Annotated in this window: 23 protein-coding genes and 1 pseudogene; 10 read left to right on the forward strand and 14 right to left on the reverse strand. The window is 60.0% G+C overall.

The annotated features are described in order from the left end of the window. Positions 1-292 precede the first annotated feature (292 nt). Genes NKH23_RS31700 through NKH23_RS31710 form a run of 3 tightly spaced genes read right to left on the reverse strand, consistent with a single transcriptional unit; the run spans position 293 to position 1775 of the window. Complete coding sequence (locus tag NKH23_RS31700) at positions 293-538, reverse strand: hypothetical protein (protein ID WP_352719951.1); 246 nt, start codon at positions 536-538, stop codon at positions 293-295. Then, entirely contained in the window at positions 535-1347 is an 813-nt protein-coding gene (locus NKH23_RS31705) for a M20/M25/M40 family metallo-hydrolase (protein ID WP_352719953.1), read from the reverse strand. Before NKH23_RS31705 ends, NKH23_RS31700 begins: the two co-directional genes overlap by 4 nt. After that, entirely contained in the window at positions 1344-1775 is a 432-nt protein-coding gene (locus NKH23_RS31710; protein WP_352719955.1) for a hypothetical protein, read from the reverse strand. The genes NKH23_RS31705 and NKH23_RS31710 overlap by 4 nt, the downstream gene beginning before the upstream one ends. Positions 1776-2059: 284 nt before the next feature. Here NKH23_RS31710 and NKH23_RS31715 point away from each other — a divergent pair, with 284 nt between their 5' ends. From NKH23_RS31715 to NKH23_RS31725, 3 genes are all read left to right on the forward strand, one after another. Beyond that, on the forward strand, positions 2060-2452 hold the full coding sequence (locus NKH23_RS31715; RefSeq protein ID WP_352720095.1) for a GFA family protein: 393 nt from the start codon (positions 2060-2062) through the stop codon (positions 2450-2452). 481 nt (positions 2453-2933) lie between these two features. Beyond that, on the forward strand, positions 2934-3230 hold the full coding sequence (locus NKH23_RS31720; RefSeq protein ID WP_352719957.1) for a PRC-barrel domain containing protein: 297 nt from the start codon (positions 2934-2936) through the stop codon (positions 3228-3230). A gap of 845 nt (positions 3231-4075) precedes the next feature. After that, positions 4076-5125, forward strand: a complete 1050-nt coding sequence (locus NKH23_RS31725) for a YihY/virulence factor BrkB family protein (protein WP_352719959.1) — start codon at positions 4076-4078, stop codon at positions 5123-5125. 422 nt (positions 5126-5547) lie between these two features. On the opposite strand, the gene NKH23_RS31730 is transcribed toward NKH23_RS31725, so the two are convergent. After that, positions 5548-6372 (reverse strand): 5'-3' exonuclease, encoded by an 825-nt coding sequence (locus NKH23_RS31730; protein ID WP_353036366.1) that lies wholly within the window; start codon positions 6370-6372, stop codon positions 5548-5550. A gap of 88 nt (positions 6373-6460) precedes the next feature. Here NKH23_RS31730 and NKH23_RS31735 point away from each other — a divergent pair. Continuing rightward, positions 6461-6699, forward strand: a pseudogene (locus tag NKH23_RS31735) (ABC transporter substrate-binding protein); the annotation flags it as partial. A gap of 107 nt (positions 6700-6806) precedes the next feature. Here the strand turns inward: NKH23_RS31735 and NKH23_RS31740 are convergent. From NKH23_RS31740 to NKH23_RS31765, 6 genes are all read right to left on the reverse strand, one after another. Next, positions 6807-7529 (reverse strand): RES family NAD+ phosphorylase, encoded by a 723-nt coding sequence (locus tag NKH23_RS31740; RefSeq protein ID WP_353036368.1) that lies wholly within the window; start codon positions 7527-7529, stop codon positions 6807-6809. After that, positions 7526-7939 (reverse strand): MbcA/ParS/Xre antitoxin family protein, encoded by a 414-nt coding sequence (locus NKH23_RS31745; RefSeq protein WP_352979703.1) that lies wholly within the window; start codon positions 7937-7939, stop codon positions 7526-7528. The genes NKH23_RS31740 and NKH23_RS31745 overlap by 4 nt, the downstream gene beginning before the upstream one ends. Before the next feature lie 707 nt (positions 7940-8646). Continuing rightward, a complete protein-coding gene (locus NKH23_RS31750; protein WP_353036370.1) occupies positions 8647-8850 on the reverse strand; it encodes a hypothetical protein in 204 nt (67 codons plus the stop codon). After that, positions 8847-9077: a hypothetical protein gene (locus tag NKH23_RS31755; RefSeq protein WP_353036372.1), complete on the reverse strand. Its 231-nt coding sequence runs from the start codon at positions 9075-9077 to the stop codon at positions 8847-8849. The genes NKH23_RS31750 and NKH23_RS31755 overlap by 4 nt, the downstream gene beginning before the upstream one ends. A gap of 219 nt (positions 9078-9296) precedes the next feature. Next, a complete protein-coding gene (locus tag NKH23_RS31760; protein ID WP_353036374.1) occupies positions 9297-9419 on the reverse strand; it encodes a hypothetical protein in 123 nt (40 codons plus the stop codon). A gap of 38 nt (positions 9420-9457) precedes the next feature. Continuing rightward, entirely contained in the window at positions 9458-9628 is a 171-nt protein-coding gene (locus NKH23_RS31765) for a hypothetical protein (protein WP_352979706.1), read from the reverse strand. A 180-nt stretch (positions 9629-9808) separates the two neighbouring features. Between NKH23_RS31765 and NKH23_RS31770 the strand changes: the two genes are divergently transcribed. From NKH23_RS31770 to NKH23_RS31780, 3 genes are all read left to right on the forward strand, one after another. Further along, positions 9809-10024, forward strand: a complete 216-nt coding sequence (locus NKH23_RS31770) for a DUF982 domain-containing protein (protein ID WP_352979744.1) — start codon at positions 9809-9811, stop codon at positions 10022-10024. Between the two features lie 54 nt (positions 10025-10078). Further along, positions 10079-10252 (forward strand): hypothetical protein, encoded by a 174-nt coding sequence (locus NKH23_RS31775; protein ID WP_353036376.1) that lies wholly within the window; start codon positions 10079-10081, stop codon positions 10250-10252. A gap of 509 nt (positions 10253-10761) precedes the next feature. Then, the gene (locus tag NKH23_RS31780; RefSeq protein ID WP_353036378.1) at positions 10762-11013 is read left to right on the forward strand and encodes a DUF982 domain-containing protein; all 252 of its coding nucleotides are present in this window, start codon (positions 10762-10764) and stop codon (positions 11011-11013) included. Positions 11014-11792: 779 nt separating this feature from the next. Here NKH23_RS31780 and NKH23_RS31785 read toward each other — a convergent pair. Together NKH23_RS31785 and NKH23_RS31790 are read right to left on the reverse strand one after the other, a co-directional pair. Next, entirely contained in the window at positions 11793-13058 is a 1266-nt protein-coding gene (locus tag NKH23_RS31785; protein WP_353036380.1) for a cation:proton antiporter, read from the reverse strand. Between the two features lie 517 nt (positions 13059-13575). Next, a complete protein-coding gene (locus NKH23_RS31790; protein ID WP_353036382.1) occupies positions 13576-14466 on the reverse strand; it encodes a sensor histidine kinase in 891 nt (296 codons plus the stop codon). Between the two features lie 280 nt (positions 14467-14746). On the opposite strand from NKH23_RS31790, the gene NKH23_RS31795 reads away from it, so the two are divergent. Beyond that, a complete protein-coding gene (locus NKH23_RS31795) occupies positions 14747-15001 on the forward strand; it encodes a DUF982 domain-containing protein (protein ID WP_352719962.1) in 255 nt (84 codons plus the stop codon). 438 nt (positions 15002-15439) lie between these two features. Here the strand turns inward: NKH23_RS31795 and NKH23_RS31800 are convergent, their stop codons facing one another. Next, positions 15440-16486 (reverse strand): aminopeptidase, encoded by a 1047-nt coding sequence (locus tag NKH23_RS31800; RefSeq protein ID WP_353036384.1) that lies wholly within the window; start codon positions 16484-16486, stop codon positions 15440-15442. Positions 16487-16716: 230 nt separating this feature from the next. Between NKH23_RS31800 and NKH23_RS31805 the strand changes: the two genes are divergently transcribed. Continuing rightward, positions 16717-17046 (forward strand): hypothetical protein, encoded by a 330-nt coding sequence (locus tag NKH23_RS31805; RefSeq protein ID WP_353036386.1) that lies wholly within the window; start codon positions 16717-16719, stop codon positions 17044-17046. Here the strand turns inward: NKH23_RS31805 and NKH23_RS31810 are convergent. Then, on the reverse strand, positions 17021-18103 hold the full coding sequence (locus NKH23_RS31810) for a sensor histidine kinase (RefSeq protein ID WP_352719968.1): 1083 nt from the start codon (positions 18101-18103) through the stop codon (positions 17021-17023). The two genes, NKH23_RS31805 and NKH23_RS31810, sit on opposite strands and share 26 nt — an antisense overlap. A 336-nt stretch (positions 18104-18439) precedes the next feature. Here NKH23_RS31810 and eglC point away from each other — a divergent pair, with 336 nt between their 5' ends. After that, positions 18440-19831 (forward strand): endo-1,3-1,4-beta-glycanase EglC, encoded by a 1392-nt coding sequence (gene eglC / locus NKH23_RS31815; protein ID WP_352719970.1) that lies wholly within the window; start codon positions 18440-18442, stop codon positions 19829-19831. Positions 19832-19870 lie beyond the last annotated feature (39 nt).

Genomic DNA, 19870 nt, shown 5'->3' on the forward strand with positions numbered 1-19870 from the left:
AGGCTGACCGACAGGGTTCCAGCGGCGACGCCGAGACGTTGGTCGACCGCGTCGAGAAAGTCGTGAAAAAGACGGCAAGCAAAACCGAGGAAGCCATTCGCGACCGTTTGCCGGAGACGCACGAGTCTCCCAAAACTTCGTCATAGCGCTGCCGCCGGTTTTCGTGGTGCGCTGGCGAAGCTGTTCTTGAGGATCTCTCCACGGCGACGGCATGCCTCGGGATTAATTTGGCATGCAACCTCGGCTTTGCAGGTTGGCTCCTGGCGAGGTATCGAGTTGCTGCTTCCGCGCGCTACGCCTGCTTTGCAAGAAGCGCCGCACAGACATCGCTCACGACTTGCGGCAAGACATCGAAAGCAAAGCCGATGTGAAGCCGCTCGAGCGGGGTATGGCAGTCTCGTCCCCACGGGCCGATATTGATGGTGGAAATGTTGGCCAGCCCGCCTGACTTCGGCCAGCGAATACCGTCGCGCCACATCGGCGTGTTGCGGGCGACGACGTCGAGACCGGATCCGGTAGCCTCGCCAAAGAAGCTCATATCCGAGATGCCGGCGAAGTAATCCGCACAGCCGATCGCCGAGCTATAGCGGGCGTTTGCGCCGGCTGCGATGTCCGAGGCAATCGCGCGCAACCTGCCGCTGCCGGCCTGTCCGAAAGGTTCGTCGGCAGATAGGGTATCGAGCCGAAGCCGGTGACGATTGCCGGTCCCGGCAAGCGGCTCAATCGCCATGCCTCCTCGGTAACCAGCCGGCATTGCTCGGGCAGCGGGAGATCGCCGGCGGCAAGAGACGCGCCGACGGTGCCAAGCCTTGATCTTGCTTCCGCATCGAGACGGTCCAGCAGTGCCTCGTAACGATGCAGGGGAATTGTTTCGACGAGATCGATCGCGGCGCTGCCGTGCTGGGAATGCCGCCGCTGCTTCAGCTCCGCCAGGCAGGCAGAAACAGCATCGGCGCAAAGCCGGTCAAAGCGATCAAGCACCTCGTCCGGCCTCCGTCGATAGCTCAGCACGTTAAAGCTGGCGAACGCCGTAGCCGGCGTTGTTACGTCATAGCCGGACTTGCCGTCGCGGATATTGAGCAAGCTCGGCGGTGTGCCCGGAACAAGCGCGATGACGCGACCCTTGCTGCCGTCACCGTCGTCGGCGATCGCATCGAGATTGATCGCCGCCAGAATATCGAGCCCGCGCTCGCCAGCAATCGCCGGCAGCGCCTGTGTCGCCTTGCGAGCTCCGGCAGAATTGTTCTCTTCGTCGGGGACGGCGATGAACAGAAGGTTTCCCGCCGCGTTGGTGCTTTCTGCGAATGCGGCGCAGACCGCCAGCCCGGCGGCGAGACCCGCCTTCATGTCGAGCAGGCCGCGCCCTGTGAGAACTCTCCCGACGCCAAATCGTCCCGCGCCTGCCTCGCGGCAGGCGCCTCGGCCACGGCCAAGGTTTTGCCCAGCGCCTGGGTGAGTTGTTGCGGCCGGGTTGCCATGTCCTCCAGCTCGCCATAGTCGCTCGTCGTGACAGTGTCGTAGTGGCCGGTCAGCACGACGGTGGCGTGGCTAGCACCGCGGACCAGCATCGCCACGCAGTGGCGCCCATCCCCCGGCTCGACTTCTATGGTCCAGATTTCCGCGCGGTGAAATGCCGTCTCGTGGCGCAACGCGTCGGCTAGCCATGGGCCGAACGAGGCTTCGCCATCGGTCCCGGTTACGCTTTTCCGTTCGGTTAGCGCGATGGGCCAGCGTCTGGTCCGGCCGGCCAGGCTGCTCTTTGCCCCACTGTTCATCATTCTCCTCGACGCACGTGAAAGAGCCTGAGCTTAGTGCCTCCGGCAACCTTCTCAAGGGCGGCCCGGGGAGAGGCGGAGTTAACGGCTGGAACCAACCCTCCTTCCCACTCGTTGCCGGGCAAAGGAGAATACGCCATGTGCCTTACCATGGGACCCCAACCAGAAGAGCCGCCATTAGACGCGCCAATGTGGACGCCGGATCCCGATGTGCAGCCGTATGAGTCTCCTGTTCCGAATCCAGACGAGAGCTGTGATCTCCTTCTGCGAGCGGTGTCGATATGATGGACGAGCAAGTTCGCACAGGTGGCTGCCTTTGCGGAGCTGCTAGCATCCGGCTCAAAGGGCAGCCGACGAGGGTTGGTATATGCCACTGCCATGACTGCAGGCGAACGAGCGGGAGCGCCTTCGTCTGCTTCGCGGTTTGGCCAAGATCGAGCTACGAAGGCACTGGTGATCTCCACACCTTTGCCGGGCGAAGCTTCTGCCCAACCTGTGGTTCGCGCCTCGTAAGCCTTCGGGACGACGAGGCCGAGGTGATGATCGGCAGTCTGGATCAAGCTCCGAGCAATCTTATACCAGATTATGAGCTGTGGATCGGGCGACGGGAGCCATGGCTGTTGAACCTGGAATGGGCCGAGCAGTTCGAGCACGATTGGGAGCCGAAGAAAAATTGAGGCCCCCCAATGGAGACGGCGTTGTCTGAGCCGGCCTAGCAGCCCGATCCACCGGTCTGACATGCCTAAGGGTCGTTACGGTCCTGCGCCGGTCATCATCGAGACCCTTTCAAAGCATCGGCGTCAAGCGCGCTAAGCTGCGTTCCCATTGCAAAGTTCCGGCGAGCGGAAACCAGCAGAACCTCCCTTCCAGGGACAACCGGGGTCAGGTTGGTTGGGGCAGCCGGACTCGGTAAGGCACGCGCCGACATGCGCGGCAGTTCGGCAACAGCATCAAGGCATTTCGAGAGCGGTCACGCCTGTCCACTTTGCGCGCGGCGGCCGCTAGCGGCCCGCCGCACGAACAAGACAACAGCAACCGCTGTTTTGAGGCAAATCGAAATCGGGCATCAGGTATTCGCGAACGACGCTCGTGAATGACGGTTCGGAACGGTTGGCCCTGTCGGGGGTTACCTCAGTCCAACGGGGAGGAGACTCCAAAATGGACCACACCAATCACGTACGGCTTTCGAGTTCTGAACTGCGCGCTGACGTTGTTGAGGGAGCGACCATCTACGGTCGCGACGATGAGGAAATCAGTTCAGTCGACCACATCCATGGAACGGGCGAGCATGCGCAAGTCGTCTTCGATGTTGGTGGGTTCCTCGGCATAGGCTCAAAGCGCGTGGCCTTGTATGCAACTCAGCTCGATTTTATGCGGGACGAAGACGGCACCGTGCATGCCATCACACAAATGACCACCGACCAGTTGAAGGCCCTACCAGAGCATTTTGATTAACCGCCAAGTCAGCTTCGGCGGTCTCGACCGTCAGATATTGTCAAGGTGGGGTCGAACCGAGTGCGAGCTCGTTCAGAGCGTCGGCGAAGGCATCGACCTGATCGTCAATCTGGCCATTCGGAAACGAACAGACCTCGTCGAGGAATGTTTCGTTCCAGCGACTGCGCAAGAGCTCACGTGTCCGCCTCAGCCTGGGCGGATGCAGTTTGCCCCTGTGGCCGTGTGGCCTGAGACCGGAAGAGCCTTCACGTCCTGGCCGGCCAGAAGCTTCACTTTCGTTGCTGCGTCCGCCTTGCCAGCCGAACCAGGGTCCTGCGGCATGCGGATCGTGACTTCCAGCCCGTCAAGCGTCACGACGTTCTTCAGCTTGGTCTCGACCTCGCCGGGAGACCAGCGGCCGCGCTCAATGTCCTCGACGTAGAAATTCCGTTCTTGTGGCCATGCGAAGCCCGACGGTCAAGTCAGGCCGTTTGCCAGGCTTCCTTCGACGCAGCGAAATCTCACGCAATGCCCGAAAGTGCCGGGATCTGATGCTGTCCGAATGGCACCGGGCGCTCTGGCCCGAGGTGGTGCTTACCAGGACCGGGGAGACCAGCTTTGCCAACCTGGTCTTGACGATCCGCACTCGACCGAGACTGCGGAGAGCGCCGCCACGCTTGACTGGCCCATCGTTGACGGTCGTGATGTCACAGGCGGGGCAGTATCGTTGTTAGATGAACTCGTCGCGTGCGGATGGCCGGTGTTTCTTCAGCTGGCGGATGATTATTTGCGAGCGCAGGTCTGCACCTGCATCTAATGGCGCGTCTAAACGTTTGCCGTCGAAGAAGATGCGACGGACTGCAGTTATGTCGAAGAACAAAGCCGAGGATTGCGACGAAAACCAAGTGCAACTGGAGCGGCGGGCTGGACAGGAGGGCCGCGGACGCAATGCCGAACGGCCATCGCAGATTTCCGGCCGCGGCTGGAGGGATGTGCTGTGGCGGGTGTTCGCTGAGGTAACGGAGGACCGCGTCATGCTGATCGCGGCCGGAGCCGCGTTCTACCTGCTTCTTGCCCTGTTTCCAGCGCTTGCAGCCTTCGTGTCCATCTACGGCTTCGTCGCCGATCCTCAGACCGTCGCCGAGCACATTTCATTCCTTGGCGGCATACTGCCTTCGGGAGGTTTGGAACTTATCAGATCGCAACTTAACTCATTGGCCGCTCAGAACACTGGCGCGCTCAGCTTTGGCTTTATCTTCGGTCTTGCCGTCGCACTGTGGAGCGCCAACAGCGGCATCAAGACGCTGTTCGAAGCAATGAACATCGCTTACGAGGAGACTGAAAAGCGCGGCTTTATCCATCTGAATCTCCTGGCCTTGGGATTCACCCTTGGCGCCATCGTCATTGGCATCGGCTTTATCATCTCGGTCGGGATCGTACCCGCAATGCTTGCGCTGCTGAACCTCGGCGGCTGGACCGAAACCCTTGTGCGGATCTTGCGGTGGCCGGTTTTGCTGATCATGGTCGGAATCGGAATTACGCTGATCTATCGCTACGGCCCTAGCCGCGAAAAGGCAAAGTGGCGATGGGCCACATGGGGGGCCTTCCTCTCGGCTGTGGTTTGGATCGCGGTCTCGGTGGGTTTCTCCTTTTACCTTGAAAACTTCGCTGACTACAACGCGACCTACGGAGCCCTGGGGGCGGTCATCGGTTTGATGATGTGGACCTGGATTTCCGTGATTATCCTGATTGTAGGTGCGGAGCTGAATGCTGAGATGGAGCATCAGACAGTCAAGGACACCACCACAGGTGCGCAGCAACCGATGGGTGCGCGAGGTGCCACGGTCGCGGACACGCTGGGCGGATCGGCCGATGCCGCCGACCTGCAGTCGCGTTTCGACGAGCGCAAATCCTAGCGCCTTACTGTGCATCTGCCGCAACTTCGCTTGGCGCCAATGACGGTGTTAGATGGCCGTCATCTTTCGAACAGGCCTATCGAGCATGTGAGATTATCCTCCCCATCACCGGAAAGACGGAAAGACAAAGCAGGGTTCAGATGCTGCTACCTCCTACTGAGGGCGCGCCCACGAGCGGCTTCGTCACCGTCGAGCTATACCACTCAGCGGGGCACGACCCGGACGCGACCATCCTTGCATCTAGGTCGTAGGTGTGACGCTTTGCCATTGAACGCCATCGACAACTCAGATGCTGCGTGAGCGCCTGTCACCCGCCGGAACATTTGGCTGTGTGTTCTTCAAGACTGTTGCCGCGCGTACGGTGCCCCTGTGCGATTGGGGAATCGGCGCTGGCCTTCCAAAGGCCGCTTCCCCTCGCGAAGTCAGTCACCCCGAGCCTTGAGCGCACGTGCGAGGAGCCGGGTGTCATTTAGCTGGATCACGCACGTCTCGAACGCTTTGGTCGGGCCGTGCCAGCGCAGCTCTTCGACGTTATCGAACAGGTGAGCGTCCGTGCGCAGCGTCGCGAGATTTTTGAACAAAAGCGCGAGCTCTCTACGGTTGCCGAGGGCTTCAAACGGAAAGCTTTCAAGAGGGCCGTAGCGGCCAAGCAGCCGGGCGGCCGAGACCAGGCCGATGCCTTCGAGACCCGGGTAGCCATCGGCAGTATCACCCACGAGCGCTAGGAAATCTGGAATCAGCGCCGGCTCAACACCGAACTTCTCGCGTACGCTGGCGGCATCGCGAATTTTCTGGGTCCTGCGGTCTACCTGGACCACATGGTCACCGCGCACACACTGCGCGAGATCCTTGTCCGGCGTCCAGATGCACACCTTCTGCACGCGCTCATCGGCGGCCGCGCTCTGTGCCGCGGATGCCAGCGCGTCGTCGGCTTCCAGGTCGATCATCGGCCAGACCGCCACTCCCATGGCCGCCAGGGCTTTCTCAAGGGGGTGAAACTGCGCGAGCAATGCCGGCTCGATGCCATCCCCGGTCTTGTAGCCGGGCCAGAGCTGATTTCTGAACGATTCGATTACATGATCGGTAGCCACCCCAATGTGTGTGGCGCCATTCTCGATCATCTCCAGCACTGTATTCAGCACCCCGACCACGGCGCCAAACGGCTTGTCTTGGCCGTTGTTGAACCGGCGTTGGCCATAGAAGTGGCGAAACAGCTCGTATGTGCCGTCTACTAAATGAACGATCATCTCAATCCTCGAGGAAGCGCTCGGCCGCGCCCGTACGCCCACCGCAAGCCATGTCTCTTACCGCAGCAGCTTACCTTCAAGTCGCAGGCGCGGGCACTACTATATGGTAGCCCGCTGCGACAGCCCCTCTTTGACAATCACGATCTGCGCATGGCGCTGAAATACGCCATCGACCGCGAAGCGCTCGTCAAGACTATCCTTGGCAGCCACGGGAAGGTCGGCAATGACACGCCGGTAAACGCAGCCTATCCTTTGTTCTCCGCCGACATTGAGCAGCGTGTCTACGATCCGGACAAGGCCGCATTCCATTACCGGAAATCAGCACATTGGCGCAGTCGTAACCCGCCTTTACGAGAAGTCCCTCGCCTCGGCGGCCTAAATCGATCGCAGCCCTCCACGAAGGCCGGATTGCGAGGTCACCCGCGGCCCGTCGTTCAGGAAACTTCCACGACACGGAAGACCTCCCCCGATCCTGAATCCCGCACAAGATCGACGCGCTCGCCATCCCAGTGGTAGTCGAGATGCCGGCCTTGAACGGGTGCCGAAGCACAATCCGGGTAGAAAAGGCCAACGCACTCGCCGTTTGGGTGCCGGATGCTGGGATATACCACACCGTCCGAGCCAGCGTCCTTGAGGCTCTTCGCCAACTCTTGCGATGCCTGGCAGCTGTCCGGAGCAAGGGCCGGATGGCCCTGCCGCTCAGGCCCTCTCAAGTCGTGCAGATCGACATCAATCGAAAGAACGATCTCCCGGAACTGTGACGTCCAGCCAGCTTCTTCGGCTGTCCGCGCCATGAAGCGCTCGTGGTGGTGGATGGTCTCGAACAGCGCCGTCTCGAAGACGTTGCCGACGTAGAGGACGCCAAAAGTGCCGTCGGTGAAGCGGCTCGGCCTGTCGGTGCTCACGTGCGTGAAGGGCGCCATCAGGTAAGACGCGCCATTGCCGCCGACCCTGCGCTCGACCGGAACGAGGTCGAGATTGCCGATGGTCGCCATGACCCGCGGGTTGGTCTTCTGCTCCGCGGAGATCAGCAGCGGCCAATCGGCCGGATCCGCAATGTCCTCGAATAGATCGATCGGCGGAAAGGCGCTGCGAATGATCCTGACAACGCCTTTCCACTCAATTCGCGAAACCGGGATCTGTTCTGGGGCCGTCACCAGCCGCCGCGCTCGGCGTCGAGGTAGCGGCGGACTCGCATGATGTCGGTAAGCTCGCCGCCGAGCATCACGTCCAACGCGCTTGCCCCGGCAAAGGCGGAATTGCCGGTCCGGATCCACAAATATCCGCGCTGCGGCTCGGCGAAGATGATCCTGAGGCCCTTGTGGATGCCCATCAGGTTGGAGAGGCGCGCACGGCCGTCGCGGGATATCCGTCCGGGCCCTCCAGCCTTCCAGCGGCGGAAGGACCGGACCGGCATGTCGAGCAGGGTCGCCGCCTGTTCGTCGGTCAGTGCCCATTTGCCGAAAAGATTGAGCGCGGCGCGAAACATGGCAGCCGCCTCGTCCTGGGTAACAGGATCGGCACGGAATGCCTCAGGGGCGGTATCGATGCGTTCAAGTGCTAGCATGCGGCAGCTCCACATGGCAGTCAATATCTCATTACATGCCATTTGGCAATACACCAGAGAACGGAGCGCTGAAATGGTCGGAGCGCTCGCGGGTCCGGTAGCGGATGCTCTCGGTGAAGCAGCCCTGCGCCTTGTACCAGTCGAGCAGCGCCGCAATCCATCCGGTCAGCTCAAGCTGCTGCCTGCCATTGACCAGGCTACGTTGGAACGTGAGTCCGTCGCATTCACCTCCATTGGACGGCCCGTAGCCAGAACCGCCTGCACAATCTCATCAGCTGAGATGGTGGGCCCGTGCTCCGGCCCGAGGCCGCGACACAACTCTGGAACACAGTGGACTTCGCGACCGAGCAGTGAGCGGCCATCGCTCGCGCGAATCCGGCTGACCCGCACGTGGTCGGGCGGTAGCTTGTCCTAGACCGGCAGCAGCAGGCCGGTCGCGAAATGGAGCCGCTCCTGCTTGAGGCTCAATGCCGCCTCGTCGACTTCCGCCTGCGCACAGGCGCCGGAATTCCTCCTCATCGGCAGGCTCCCAGTTGGTCTCGTCCAACTGATCGGCAGTGAGATTGCCCGCTTCAGCGGACGATGCAGTTCGAGCCGCGCTATACGCGCCGCTACCGCAGATGTATGCTGCGCGCGCGCTCATCGCATGATCCGATATGATCGCCACCGTCATGGCAGGTGTCGTGGCGAACCGAGTGCGAGCTCGTTCAGAGCGTCGGCGAAGGCATCGACCTGATCGACAATTGTCCATTCGCAAACGAACAGACCTCATCGAGGAATGTTTCATTCCAGCAGCCGCGCACGAGCTTCACGTTACCGGCCCCAGCCTGTGTGGATGCCGGGTTTGCCCGCGTGGCCTTGTCGGCTGAGACCGGCAGAACCTTCACGTCCTGGCCGGCGAGCAATTTCACCTTAGTCGCCGCATCTGCCTTGCCCGCCGAACCGGGGTTTCCTTTCTGTTGAGCGTGAAGGCGTCGGTGCGGCCGAGCGAGATATGAGCCTGCTGATCAGCCGCCTGCAGCGCAGCCTCCTCGTCGGTGATCTCGATCGAGAAGAACGCGCTCTTGAATCCCTGCGAGGCGGCGAAGCGACACTGCTGCAGGCTGAACGATGTTTTTCCGCCACCACTGTCGGACATGAGCCCGACCAGGTTGCCGCGGCGGATGTCGCCGGGCGCGCTGGTGATCTCCGGCAGGAATCATGGAATGCGAGATCAAGCATCGCTCCTGGAGTTGGCGGCCTTGGTGACCGCGTTCGGCAGAATGGACGCCGTACTGCACCGAGGCGGCGCGCTCGGTCCCTTCCCTGGCAATGCGGGTGAGCTCGTCCGCCCTCGACCCGATGATTTTCTCCGGCGTCATGTCCATGGCATGTTTCGGGCCAGCGCGTCGAGATCCTGTGCCGGTGCTATGAGCCGGTGCCGCGCCCACATCTGGATGATGATGCCACGGCCGTAGTCATAGGCTCCAGATATGGTCACCGCCTCAGACGCCAACCGGATCACATAGGCGAACAGCGTCAGATCGCGGACCGTCTGGTCAGCCGAGATATACGGCTTGATCGTGATCGGGTTGACCGGCCGGCCCCCGCAATTGTCGTGCCCACGATCTCGTAGGGGGCGCCGTGGAGCTTGTCCGCGAAGTGGTTCGGCTTCAGGAAACCGGCGACACGCCAATAGGCGTGATTCAACTTCAGAATTGCCCCGAGAAGAGCTTGCTCGGCTCAATCGCATCCGGCAGCAGGGCTTTGAACTCACGATGCTGCGCGTTCATGCAACCACCGTCATGGTTTTGCGTTTAGCCGCTTCCGACTGTGAGGAGCGACAAGCGTGCCGGCGATCATTCCGATTACAAGTTCACCTCAGTGATAGTGGTCTCGTCTATAGCTGACGCGGCGAAAGCGCTTGAGCAACCATGGCCGTTTATGACTAAGTCGTCCCGACTTGACGCATTCCGGGTCCTGGAATGCATGGCGGGGCATTGCAGCCAACAAGCTGCAATCGAGGCCTTCAAGGCGGCCATCAAGCAAAAGCCTCCTAGCGTGGGCATCAAGGCCCTTAGCGGCGTCGCTGAAGAGTTGAAGTAAGGTGACGCTGCCCTCGCCATTTTGAACCCCCAACATGCTTCGCTGGCCATCGCTATGCCGCCGGCCTATGCGGCGTCCGCATTCTTTGTTTTGAGCGGCCGGCAGCGCTCGACCGCGGTGCGCTTCCACATGGCGTGGTCAAAGCCGGGCGAGCTGCCCATGCCGAGGAAATGCTTCCGCTACGTCGACGACGGGATTGTTTCCCAGCGGATACCGAGCCGCCGCTGATGATGGCCTCAGCGGCGCAGCGCAGACCCAGCCCCTCGAGCTGCAAGGCGTTCGGGTTAATGGTTTGCTCGCCGGTAGGGCTGTAAGCGTCTGGCGGGTCTTCTTGAATAAGACCACGTTGCCCATCGGCTGCTCGATCGCCACGAAGTCGGGCCTGTTGCCCTTGATCATGTCGCGAAGCTGGCGACCAAGTGATTCCGCCTTCTCCTCGGCGTTCTCGCCGACGGCTTTGATCAGGCCGTCTTGATCGACGAGAGCGATGAGCCGGGCTCATACCAAGCGAATCCGGTCACAGTGGCGATGTCGAGGCCGAGGACTCACCCCCTCGGCAATGCCGGCAGGATGGTGCCGCCAGCACGAATGCATAAGCGGCGGTTATCACCAGGCCCCAAAGCATGCAGTCGCAAGGAGCTTCCTCACAGAATGTTCGCGCACCCGGTCAATCGTGACGCAACGAAATGTGGTGTTCGCCCGTAGGTCGTAGGGACATCGCGAAAGGAAACCAGAACATGACCAGCGAACGAGGTGTCGGCACGTTCGAAAAGCCCGTGACCGTGTTGCTGTCCTCGGGCAAAGTTAGTGTTTCGAGCACCCGCGAAGCCGCCGAAATGCTGCTGTATGATTGGCCCATTGGAGAGACCGGGCGCCGCATCCAGGCACGAATGGCCTGCATGAAGGTGCTCGGCGGTGGAAGCGCCCCGGAGGTAGCCCGCGTGGCATTTCTGACCGCCGCCAAGGAAGCGAAAATCTTGAACGCCTGACAGGTGCTACTCCGCCACCGCTGCATGTGCCGGCCGGTCATAAGGCATCGGCGCGAAGGGCGCGGGAGATGCGAGCGAAGGCCGCATGAAGCGGTCCACGGCTATTCGGCGGCCTGAGAAATCAGCTTCATCGCATCGCCGAAGGTGTGAACCTGGTCCCATGAAGTGGGGCCTCCCCTACTGTCCCCTGAAAGTGGCGCAAACGTAGGCGCCGCCAGCGGCGTCACGGCAGGCGTAGGAGCTAATGTCGGGAGCACAGGTGGCGTTGGTGTCGGCGTCGGTGCCAGGACCGGTCCCGGCATACCAGGCACTCCCGGAACGCCGGGGACACCAGGGACGCCTGGCACACCCAGCGCGCCCACCGTGGTAGCCCAGCTGTCGAGCAGCCAATTGATTCGCATGAAGAGCGCTGTGCCGACGTACTCAGCAGCGAAGGGACCTATGAGAGCGATCTGCGGCAACTTTGCACGCTTATTGCGCGACGCAAATGAGACTGTTTGGGAGTGTCGGATTGGGCCGTGCGGCCCAGACAAACACTCTTCTGGTTTTGCGGCCCGGGAGCCCACTTGCAAGGTGGCAGGCTTCTTTGCGCAGGAATGCTGCGCTCCACCATGCGACGTGCGTGATGCCGAAGTTGAGGCGCTGACTGCGTTCGTGCCAGGTTCCGCACTTTAGCCAGGGGCTGATAGGCGCCTTTCACATAGCGCAAGACATGATACCGGGCTGAATTTGGGGAGAGACGAGGTAGTCCTGGAGCAAAAAGTCCGACTCTGGGGACATTAGTCCTGCCTGCCTCGGGCACGGGGCAGCAAAGAGCGACGACCGCGGTCCAACTGGTGCATGACCGGAGTCACCATGATGCCGTGCATGACAATTGAACTTACAACGGCGAAGCAGACGGTTACCCAAAGGGTTGTCGCTCCGTCGAATTCAGCCTGCCCGAGTGCGAAGGCAAGATAGTAGAACGATCCAAGACCGCGTATTCCAAAAAAAGCAATGAAGGCCTTTTCGCGTGATGACGCCGGAAATCCGATCAGTCCAATCCATGCCGCGATCGGTCGCACAACGAACAGCACCAGGGCGGTAGTGGCGATCACCTGCCAGCTCAAGGCGCCAAAAATCGACCCTTCAGCGATCGCTGCCCCAAAGCAGACCAGCAGGACCATCATCAGCAATCGCTCAATCTGCTCCGCGAAGGCGTGCAAGCTTTCGTGATACTCATGCTGCCTTTCAACAGACCGCAACGCAACTGCCGCCATGAACACTGCCAAGAAGCCATAGCCGTGAAGGATTTCGGTCGAGCCGTATGCAAGGCAGGTGATACCGAGCGCAACAAAGCCGTCTTTCGTCTCTGACAAGCCCGACCGTTTCGGCAGACGAAATGTAAGGTAGCCCATGACTTTTCCGCCCAGCCAGCCAATGACAAGGCCGGCGGTAATCTTCCAAAGGACATCCACGAGGACCCAATGTGTGAAGAAAGGCTCGCCGGTCCCTCTGGACAGCGCAATTGCGATGGCGAGATAGACGAACGGAAACGCCGCTCCATCATTGAGGCCGGCCTCTGAGGTAAGGGCAAAACGCACCTCGTCCTCCTTGCCGGATTGAGGTGGGCCAACCTGTATGTCGCTTGCCAGAACAGGATCAGTTGGTGCGAGAGCAGCGCCAAGCAGGAGTGCGGCGGCAAGACCGAGCCCAAGGATTGACCAGCCGATAAACGCAATTCCTGCGATCGTCAGTGGCATGGCCACGCCAAGAAGGCGCCAGGAGGACTCCCAACCCCGCCAGCTCACTGGCCGGTCCAGCTTCAGGCCAGCCCCCATAAGGGCGATGATGACCGCCAACTCTGTGAGACGCTCTGTTAGGCCCCGGTTCTCAAGTGGGTTCACCCCAACGAGCGAAGAAAACGGTGACCAAACCAAAAGAACCCCGATCCCGATGCACACCATTGGAAGCGAAAGCGGAAGCTTCTTGAGAAGCATGGGTAACCAGGCCGTAAGGAGCACGATTGCTCCAAAAACTGCCAACAGAAGGGTATAGGACTGCATGTGGGCTTAGGCCGTCGGGCGCACGTTCGAAGCGCGAAGCTGCTTCCAACCCCAAAACAAACAGACAGTCCTACTCACCCAATCTTCGCCCGCCATGTGCTCCCCCCACCCGTCCTCGACCGAGGGTCAGCCTAACACGGACATGGGTAGATCCCAGGCTCAAATCTATCGGTGATATTGTATGTGCGGCGCGGCTCAGAAAGACTCTTCCTGATCTAGCCGTGGATGTGCGCAACCATTTCCGCGCGTCGAGGCGCCCGCCGACATCGAGGTCGGCGTCTCCTCGCTGAGCATCCAGCATGCCGGAGCGGAAGGGACGCGCCAGCGCGATTTAAAGCGCCATTTAATTGGATCGCTTTCAGCGTGTTACCGAGGCCGAAACCGGAAAAGGGAATGGCACGGCGCCAAGCCACTGGGTAATCGTCTTGTGACGGAGCAATGGCTTACACAACGATGTCTGGCAAGACCACCCGCACTTCGCAACCCGGCGAATAATTCTCCCGTGTGAGCGTGGCTCCTAGCTGCTTTGCGAGCAATTCGATGAGGCGCGAGCCTGTTCCTCCATTTTTGTCGGGTGGCAACCGACGCCATCATCCGCCACTGTCAGAACTAGGGAGGGGTCTCGAAAGAGCTTCACTGCGATGGTTCCGCCTCGATCGCCGGGAAAAGCATGTTTGAGAGCGTTGGTAACGAGCTCGTTTACGATCAGCCCTAATGGTATTGCCTGCTCCGTTGGGAGATTAACTTCCTCCGCATCGACTTTCACGGCTATCGGTCTGATATCCCGGAGCGTATCTCCGAGGTGGCCGCACAATTCCTCTATATACGAGCGCATTTCGACTTGGCCGTTGTGGCTGGATGGCCGGAAATGGTCGTGAGCATCGGCGATGGCGTGAATGCGACGTACCGCTTTCTCCAGTGCCTCGCGCGCCTCTGGACTCGATTTCATCCGAGCTTGCAGCGACAACAGAGAGCTGACCATCGCGAGGTTGTTCTTGGTACGATGCGACAGCTCTTGTAGGAGCAGATCCTTCGCGCGTTCCGCTTCCGCCGCTCTCTGGTAGCCCGTGCGCAGCCCTTCACTGATGACGGCCAGCCCCAGTGCCACCACTACGAAGATGATCATTGGCAGCACCAATCCCACGGGCAGCAGAAAGGTGCCAGCGGGCTTCACCTCAAAGTATAGCAGAATCGTGCTCAGCACGGTGGAGTAAAGCCCCGAACCTCGATCAAACAGCACCGAGGCCAGGAAAATAGCGGGAAACATCACGAAGAAGCCCAGAACTCCGGCGCTTACATGAATACCCTGCAGGGCAAAAAAACAGATCCCAGTCAGGGCCGTCGTGGTCGCAATGCGCACGATTGGGGACTTGGGCCTCGGTGGTAGCCTTTTGAGGAACTCTTCCATCTGGCAGTAACCCTTATACCCCGTGCACGGGATTGCCGTGATAACGACAACTTAAATCGCGAGAAAACGTGAAAAGCAATTTGCCGATTTGGAGGCCCGGCGAAACACGCCTCGCCCACCGGTGCATTTCTGGACCGAACTCGAAGTTGATATGCCCGAGATGCCCGAAGAGGCCAAGTCGAACTGGCAAGTAAGCCCACACACTCTCGGCGGCCATTTACTTTTGAGCTAGCGCTAAAGATTGATCGAACCTACCATGTGTGGTCGGTTGGAGAGTGCCATGCCTGCTAAGCGTTTTAGAAAGCCTGTCGTCGTTCAGCCCGGCCGGATCGATCGTGACAGAGTTGTTGCCTCCGTATCGGACGCGGCCGAAATCTTGCTGAGACAATGGCCCCAGCCAGCGAGCAAGTCGCGGCTCACTGCCATCAAAGCGTGCCTTGCCGTCATCCGCGGCGAAAAGCCACCAAGAATAGCGCGCCAGGCATTTCTAAACGCTGCCAAAGAGGCCAAAATACTGCTTGGTGAGGAAATCTAAGATTACAGCCAAGTAGCACCGTTCGGCGCGTTCTCGGATCAGCGACTTTCGTGCCCGGCAGAAGAGGCTCACAATTGTCCGACCAATCTGCTTGATGGCTTTCAACGCAGCGCACCGATGCCGATCGCACAGAACAGGCCTGGAAGGCCCAACCGGTTGGCCGCAGGATGAAGGTCTCCCTGGCTCGAACGCGCGCCATGATTCTAAGGGCTGTTCCCTATCGAGATGGGATTGTCTGCGCAGCGGATCATGGCTTCCCACCGCATATTCCATGTCAGCTCGATATATGTTGCCAGTCCCGCCGAGCGTCCGTGCTGGGTGGAGAAAACACTGCCCTCGCGACTTAGCGTTCACGATAGCTGCGCATCCGCCCGAAACCTCCCAGTCAGTTCACGCCTGAATAATGTCAGAGGATTCTCATCCGTATCACTCCGGCCGTCAGCTTTGAGTGGCTCCATAACATGCGTCTGCCCCGGCAAGCGCTTCGGCACGGCGAGCTTTGTCCAACGCGCCAAGCCTTTGAACCGACGCAAAGAACCGTGGATAGTCGCCCGAACACAGGTCGAACAAGCGGAGAAAGGCCGGCACCCGATCGCTGTAAACGGAAGTCGCGGCGAGCTTTGCGTTGTTGATCGGAGCATCGAACCAGGCGTCATATCCGCGGTATCCATCCCATCGCCTGTCGCGCATCTGTCGGTAGCGCGTCCTCAGCCGTTCGATCGCGGCCTTCTTCGCGGCCCGCTTCTGCTCAGAAGTACCATTGCCGTCGTAGACATGCCTTAGCTCGTCCCGGGTCTGCGACACCAGCGCGAGAAATTCAGCTCTGCGCCTCCGGTCGGCTTCGTAACGGCGCAATCCGGCAGTATCGCCAATCGCCCGCAGCCATTTTCTCACACCGGTTGTTTCGACAGCGACAGCGAACGCTTCGTTGAACGCGGAATCGTCATGTACGTAGACGCGCTGGTGGGCCAGTTCGTGGAATACCAGCCCTGCAAGGTACGTTTCATCTTGGGTTAGCATCGTGCTTAGCAGGGGGTCACTCGACCAGCCCAGCGTGGAATATGCAGTTATCCCCGTGACGTATACGTCGAGGCCCTGTCTTTGAAGTTCGGCAGCGGTTTCAGTCGCAGACTTTTCGGAGAAATACCCCCGGTAAGGAACACAGCCGAAAACCGGAAAGCACCATGTTCGTGGCGTCAGCGAGAATTCCGGCGCGGCGAAGACGGCCCATGTCACGGAGTTGCGACCAACATCGACATAGCTGCGGTAGCTGTTGTTGTCGGGCAGCGCCAGTTCATCGGTAGCAAACTGTCGTATGGCGTTCGCCGATGCCATTCGGGCGCGCAATATCTGAGGGGTCGAAGGATCGTCGATCAGTTTTCCGACGTCTTGGCGCGCCGTCATGATCTGCACATGACCCTGCAAAGATTGCGCGTAATAGGAAATACTGGTGCAACTGGTCACCCCAGGCGTCAGGATAATCATACCAACCCATCGAACGAATGCACGCATCACGGTTTGCCTAGAGCACTGCTCTCATGTCCGGATAGCGCAATTTCGCGGTTACCTCCGGCCACAAACAGTCGGACCAATTTGGATGTGTAGGTTAGACCTTCGTCCTCGGCAAGATTGGCCACTGCGATGACTCGCTGCTGAATTGCCGGCCCGCCCGTGATGAGCGCTAGGCGTCAGGTGCCCCCCGTCATTGCGGAGCGATGAAGCTCGCGGCAAATGCGCAGAGCGTTTCAGCTTCCGGCGGACATAACTCCCAATTTAAATTCGACGTAGCGGGGAGCCCTTTCTTCGATTTCCAGACGAAGGTGCGGCGCTTGGCATCGACCTTCCACCCGGCTGCCTTCGAACGTGTCGTGGAGACCAATCTGTTGGGCAGCGACAACGGCTCGCGCGTGTTCGACCATGGGAAGCAGGCCGTGAAGGGCGGCCGGGGCTATTTGCAGCCACCTGCTCAATGCCGCGACGTGAGCCAGCCGCCAGCCTGCTATGTTCGGCGGCAATCGTTCAGCTTGCTGCCGCCGACCGTTTGAAAGCGATGGTCACCTTCGTCCCGTTGTTGGAGCTCGACTCGACAGCTAACTGCGCCTTGGCGTTCTCGGTCAGCGATCGCGCGATCAGCGCTCCGAGCTTGCCTGGCTTGGGCCACATCTCGCCTTCCGGCAGGCCGATTCCGTCGTCCGCCACTATAACCCGGCAGCCGTCGCCATCGACGATGCTGTGCAGCGTTATCGTGCCGCCGTCGCGCCCCCGAAAGGCATGCTTGAGTGAATTGGTCAGCAATTCGTTCACGACCAGCCCCGCTGGCATGGCGACGTTTATTGACACCGGATATGTATCCACCTTCATATCCAGCCGGATCCCCTCGACTGCATGCGAGCTCATCACCGCGGACGCGATCTGGCTGAGATACACACCAAGGTCGACCTCCTCCTTCGGCTCGTCGGCCGTTAGCGTCTGGTAGAGGATCGCCAAAGCGTCGACGCGACCGGCGAGCCGCTCAAACCGTCTCCGGTCGGCCTCGGTAGCGTTGCGGCTTTCCAGCCGAATGAGTGCGGTAATCATCTGCAGGTTGTTCTTTACCCTGTGCTGCAGTTCGCGAAGGAGTGTGTCTTTCTCGCTGACCCGCTCCTCGGCCGAGCGCTGATCTCCCGCCTCGCCGTGAGCCGATACGTCGACCAGGGCCACCAGCCGGAAGCAAACCTTGCCGTTGTCGTCCTCTATCTCGTTGGAATAAACGTCGACGATCGCGGGTTTGTCCTCGCCGCGCTCCAGCCTGAAGGTGCCGACCAAATCGGTTCCCTCGACTACGGCCTCGGCCAGCGGCCTGTCCTTTTGCTGATGGAGGCCTGTGCCTAAAAGGGCGGCCCAGTTTTCTCGGGTGAGCCTGGCGGCTGTCAGGCCCGATAGTTTCTCGAATTCCGGATTTGCGTAGACCACGCGCTCCTCACCGGCAAGGTCCGAAACGGCTATGGCGATCGGCACCTGGTCGAGGAATTTCTTGAACTGTTCGCTTTCCAGTGCGGTTGCAAGGTCAGGTGTATCAAGCAACTGCTCGACCGCCTCAGCCTTCTCTGAATTCGATGTCATTTGCGCGCCTGTTCTGTGCGGATAATATCAACATTGCGGCGCGCCTGCCATCGCCAAAACTGGATCTGCATCTCACGTTTCGCATCACGCATCTGACAACAAGCCCTGCGTCGCATAACTGCCGCTCGTCTAACGTTGCGGCCGGCCGAAGGAGAGCGGCAAGGGCCGGCTGCAATCCTGATGCTCTGGAACGTTGAAGCGGGCCAAGTGGCTCCCTGCGTATTGTACTTTTGGTGACTCTCCCAAACCGGAGGCCAAAAGTTACTGGCTCCTTGCCCTGCGAAGGTATTAGCCTGACGTCGAGGCGCGGCGCGAGACAAAGGAGAAAGGACCACAATGGCCAGCGTACTGAACGCCAAAGGTGTTCCACTCGCCTACAGCGGATCCTCCGTGAAGTGGTATTCGGCGACGAATTCCGGCCCGATGCTCTATGGCAGCATCTACAATGACTCGATGTACGCCGACGGCGGCGTCACCGTCACAATGTATGGAAGTAAGGGCGATGACATCTATTATCTGTATTCCTCCAAAAACAAGGCGGTCGAGCTGCCCAACGAGGGTATCGACACCATCTCGACCTGGATGAGCTACAAGCTCCCTGCGAATTTCGAGAACCTGACGGTCACCGGCGACAAACACTACGCTTTCGGAAACGAGCTAAACAACATCATTACCGGCGGCTCCGGCCAACAGACGCTCGACGGCCTGCAGGGCGACGACGTTCTCAAGGGCGGATCCGGGGCTGACATTTTCACCGTGGCACCCGGCAACGGCAGTGACCTGATCCTCGATTTTGGCGCCGACGATACTGCGCGGATCGGGAGCTACGGCTTCACCTCCTTCGAGGAGGTGCACGCCAATATGGTACAGACGGGAGCGAACGTCCGACTTGACCTGTCCGACGACGAGTTTCTTGTGTTCGCCAATAAGACCATCGACCAGTTCACCCCAGGCCAGTTCGATCTGGCCCTGGACAGGTCGCATCTGGAACTCACCTTCTCGGACGAGTTCAACGCGCTGGACCTGTGGAATGGCTCGAGCGGCACATGGGATTCGAACTTCTGGTGGGGCGCCGCGAACGGCAGCTCGCTCACGAGTAACAAGGAGCTTCAATGGTATATCGACACCAACTACGCTCCGACGCGTTCCGTGAGCCCCTTCAGCATTGAGGACGGTGTTCTCACGATTACCGCCGCTCGGGCTCCCGCGGCCATCCAGCCCTACATAGACGATTACAAATACACGTCAGGTTTGCTGACGACCTATGAATCGTTTTCTCAAACCTACGGCTATTTCGAAATTCGGGCTGATATGCCCGAAAAGCAAGGTGTGTGGCCGGCCTTCTGGCTTCTTCCCGCAGACGGCTCCTGGCCACCGGAACTGGATGTCGTGGAGATGCTCGGTCAGGATCCTAACAAGCTCATTCTGACAAGCCATTCGAACGAGACGGGAACTCATACGACAGTGTCCTCGACGGCCTATGCCGCGGATACCGAAGGGTTCCACACCTACGGCGTGCTGTGGACAGAAGACGAACTCGTCTGGTATTTCGACGATGTGGAAGTTGCCCGTGCCGCAACGCCTTCCGACATGCACGACCCAATGTATATGCTGGTCGATCTGGCGGTCGGTGGCCTCGCGGGCGCGCCTGCCGACGGGCTTGCGACACCTGCGGAGATGCAGATCGACTACATCCACGCCTACGCGCTGAACGATTGGCTTATCTAGGCGCAACACCTGACGGCGGCGGTATGTAGACGTTGTCAT

This window comes from Mesorhizobium sp. M1328 (genome assembly GCF_040318075.1).
Taxonomy (GTDB): Bacteria; Pseudomonadota; Alphaproteobacteria; order Rhizobiales; family Rhizobiaceae; genus Mesorhizobium.

Coding starts and splice junctions, on each gene's coding strand:
- NKH23_RS31700 (WP_352719951.1), bottom strand. CDS start 538: ATGAGCTTCTTTGGCGAGGCTACCGGATCCGGTCTCGACGTCGTCGCC.
- NKH23_RS31705 (WP_352719953.1), bottom strand. CDS start 1,347: ATGAAGGCGGGTCTCGCCGCCGGGCTGGCGGTCTGCGCCGCATTCGCA.
- NKH23_RS31710 (WP_352719955.1), bottom strand. CDS start 1,775: ATGAACAGTGGGGCAAAGAGCAGCCTGGCCGGCCGGACCAGACGCTGG.
- NKH23_RS31715 (WP_352720095.1), top strand. CDS start 2,060: ATGGACGAGCAAGTTCGCACAGGTGGCTGCCTTTGCGGAGCTGCTAGC.
- NKH23_RS31720 (WP_352719957.1), top strand. CDS start 2,934: ATGGACCACACCAATCACGTACGGCTTTCGAGTTCTGAACTGCGCGCT.
- NKH23_RS31725 (WP_352719959.1), top strand. CDS start 4,076: ATGTCGAAGAACAAAGCCGAGGATTGCGACGAAAACCAAGTGCAACTG.
- NKH23_RS31730 (WP_353036366.1), bottom strand. CDS start 6,372: ATGATCGTTCATTTAGTAGACGGCACATACGAGCTGTTTCGCCACTTC.
- NKH23_RS31745 (WP_352979703.1), bottom strand. CDS start 7,939: ATGCTAGCACTTGAACGCATCGATACCGCCCCTGAGGCATTCCGTGCC.
- NKH23_RS31755 (WP_353036372.1), bottom strand. CDS start 9,077: ATGTCCGACAGTGGTGGCGGAAAAACATCGTTCAGCCTGCAGCAGTGT.
- NKH23_RS31775 (WP_353036376.1), top strand. CDS start 10,079: ATGCCGCCGGCCTATGCGGCGTCCGCATTCTTTGTTTTGAGCGGCCGG.
- NKH23_RS31780 (WP_353036378.1), top strand. CDS start 10,762: ATGACCAGCGAACGAGGTGTCGGCACGTTCGAAAAGCCCGTGACCGTG.
- NKH23_RS31785 (WP_353036380.1), bottom strand. CDS start 13,058: ATGCAGTCCTATACCCTTCTGTTGGCAGTTTTTGGAGCAATCGTGCTC.
- NKH23_RS31790 (WP_353036382.1), bottom strand. CDS start 14,466: ATGGAAGAGTTCCTCAAAAGGCTACCACCGAGGCCCAAGTCCCCAATC.
- NKH23_RS31795 (WP_352719962.1), top strand. CDS start 14,747: ATGCCTGCTAAGCGTTTTAGAAAGCCTGTCGTCGTTCAGCCCGGCCGG.
- NKH23_RS31800 (WP_353036384.1), bottom strand. CDS start 16,486: ATGATTATCCTGACGCCTGGGGTGACCAGTTGCACCAGTATTTCCTAT.
- NKH23_RS31805 (WP_353036386.1), top strand. CDS start 16,717: ATGAAGCTCGCGGCAAATGCGCAGAGCGTTTCAGCTTCCGGCGGACAT.
- NKH23_RS31810 (WP_352719968.1), bottom strand. CDS start 18,103: ATGACATCGAATTCAGAGAAGGCTGAGGCGGTCGAGCAGTTGCTTGAT.
- eglC (WP_352719970.1), top strand. CDS start 18,440: ATGGCCAGCGTACTGAACGCCAAAGGTGTTCCACTCGCCTACAGCGGA.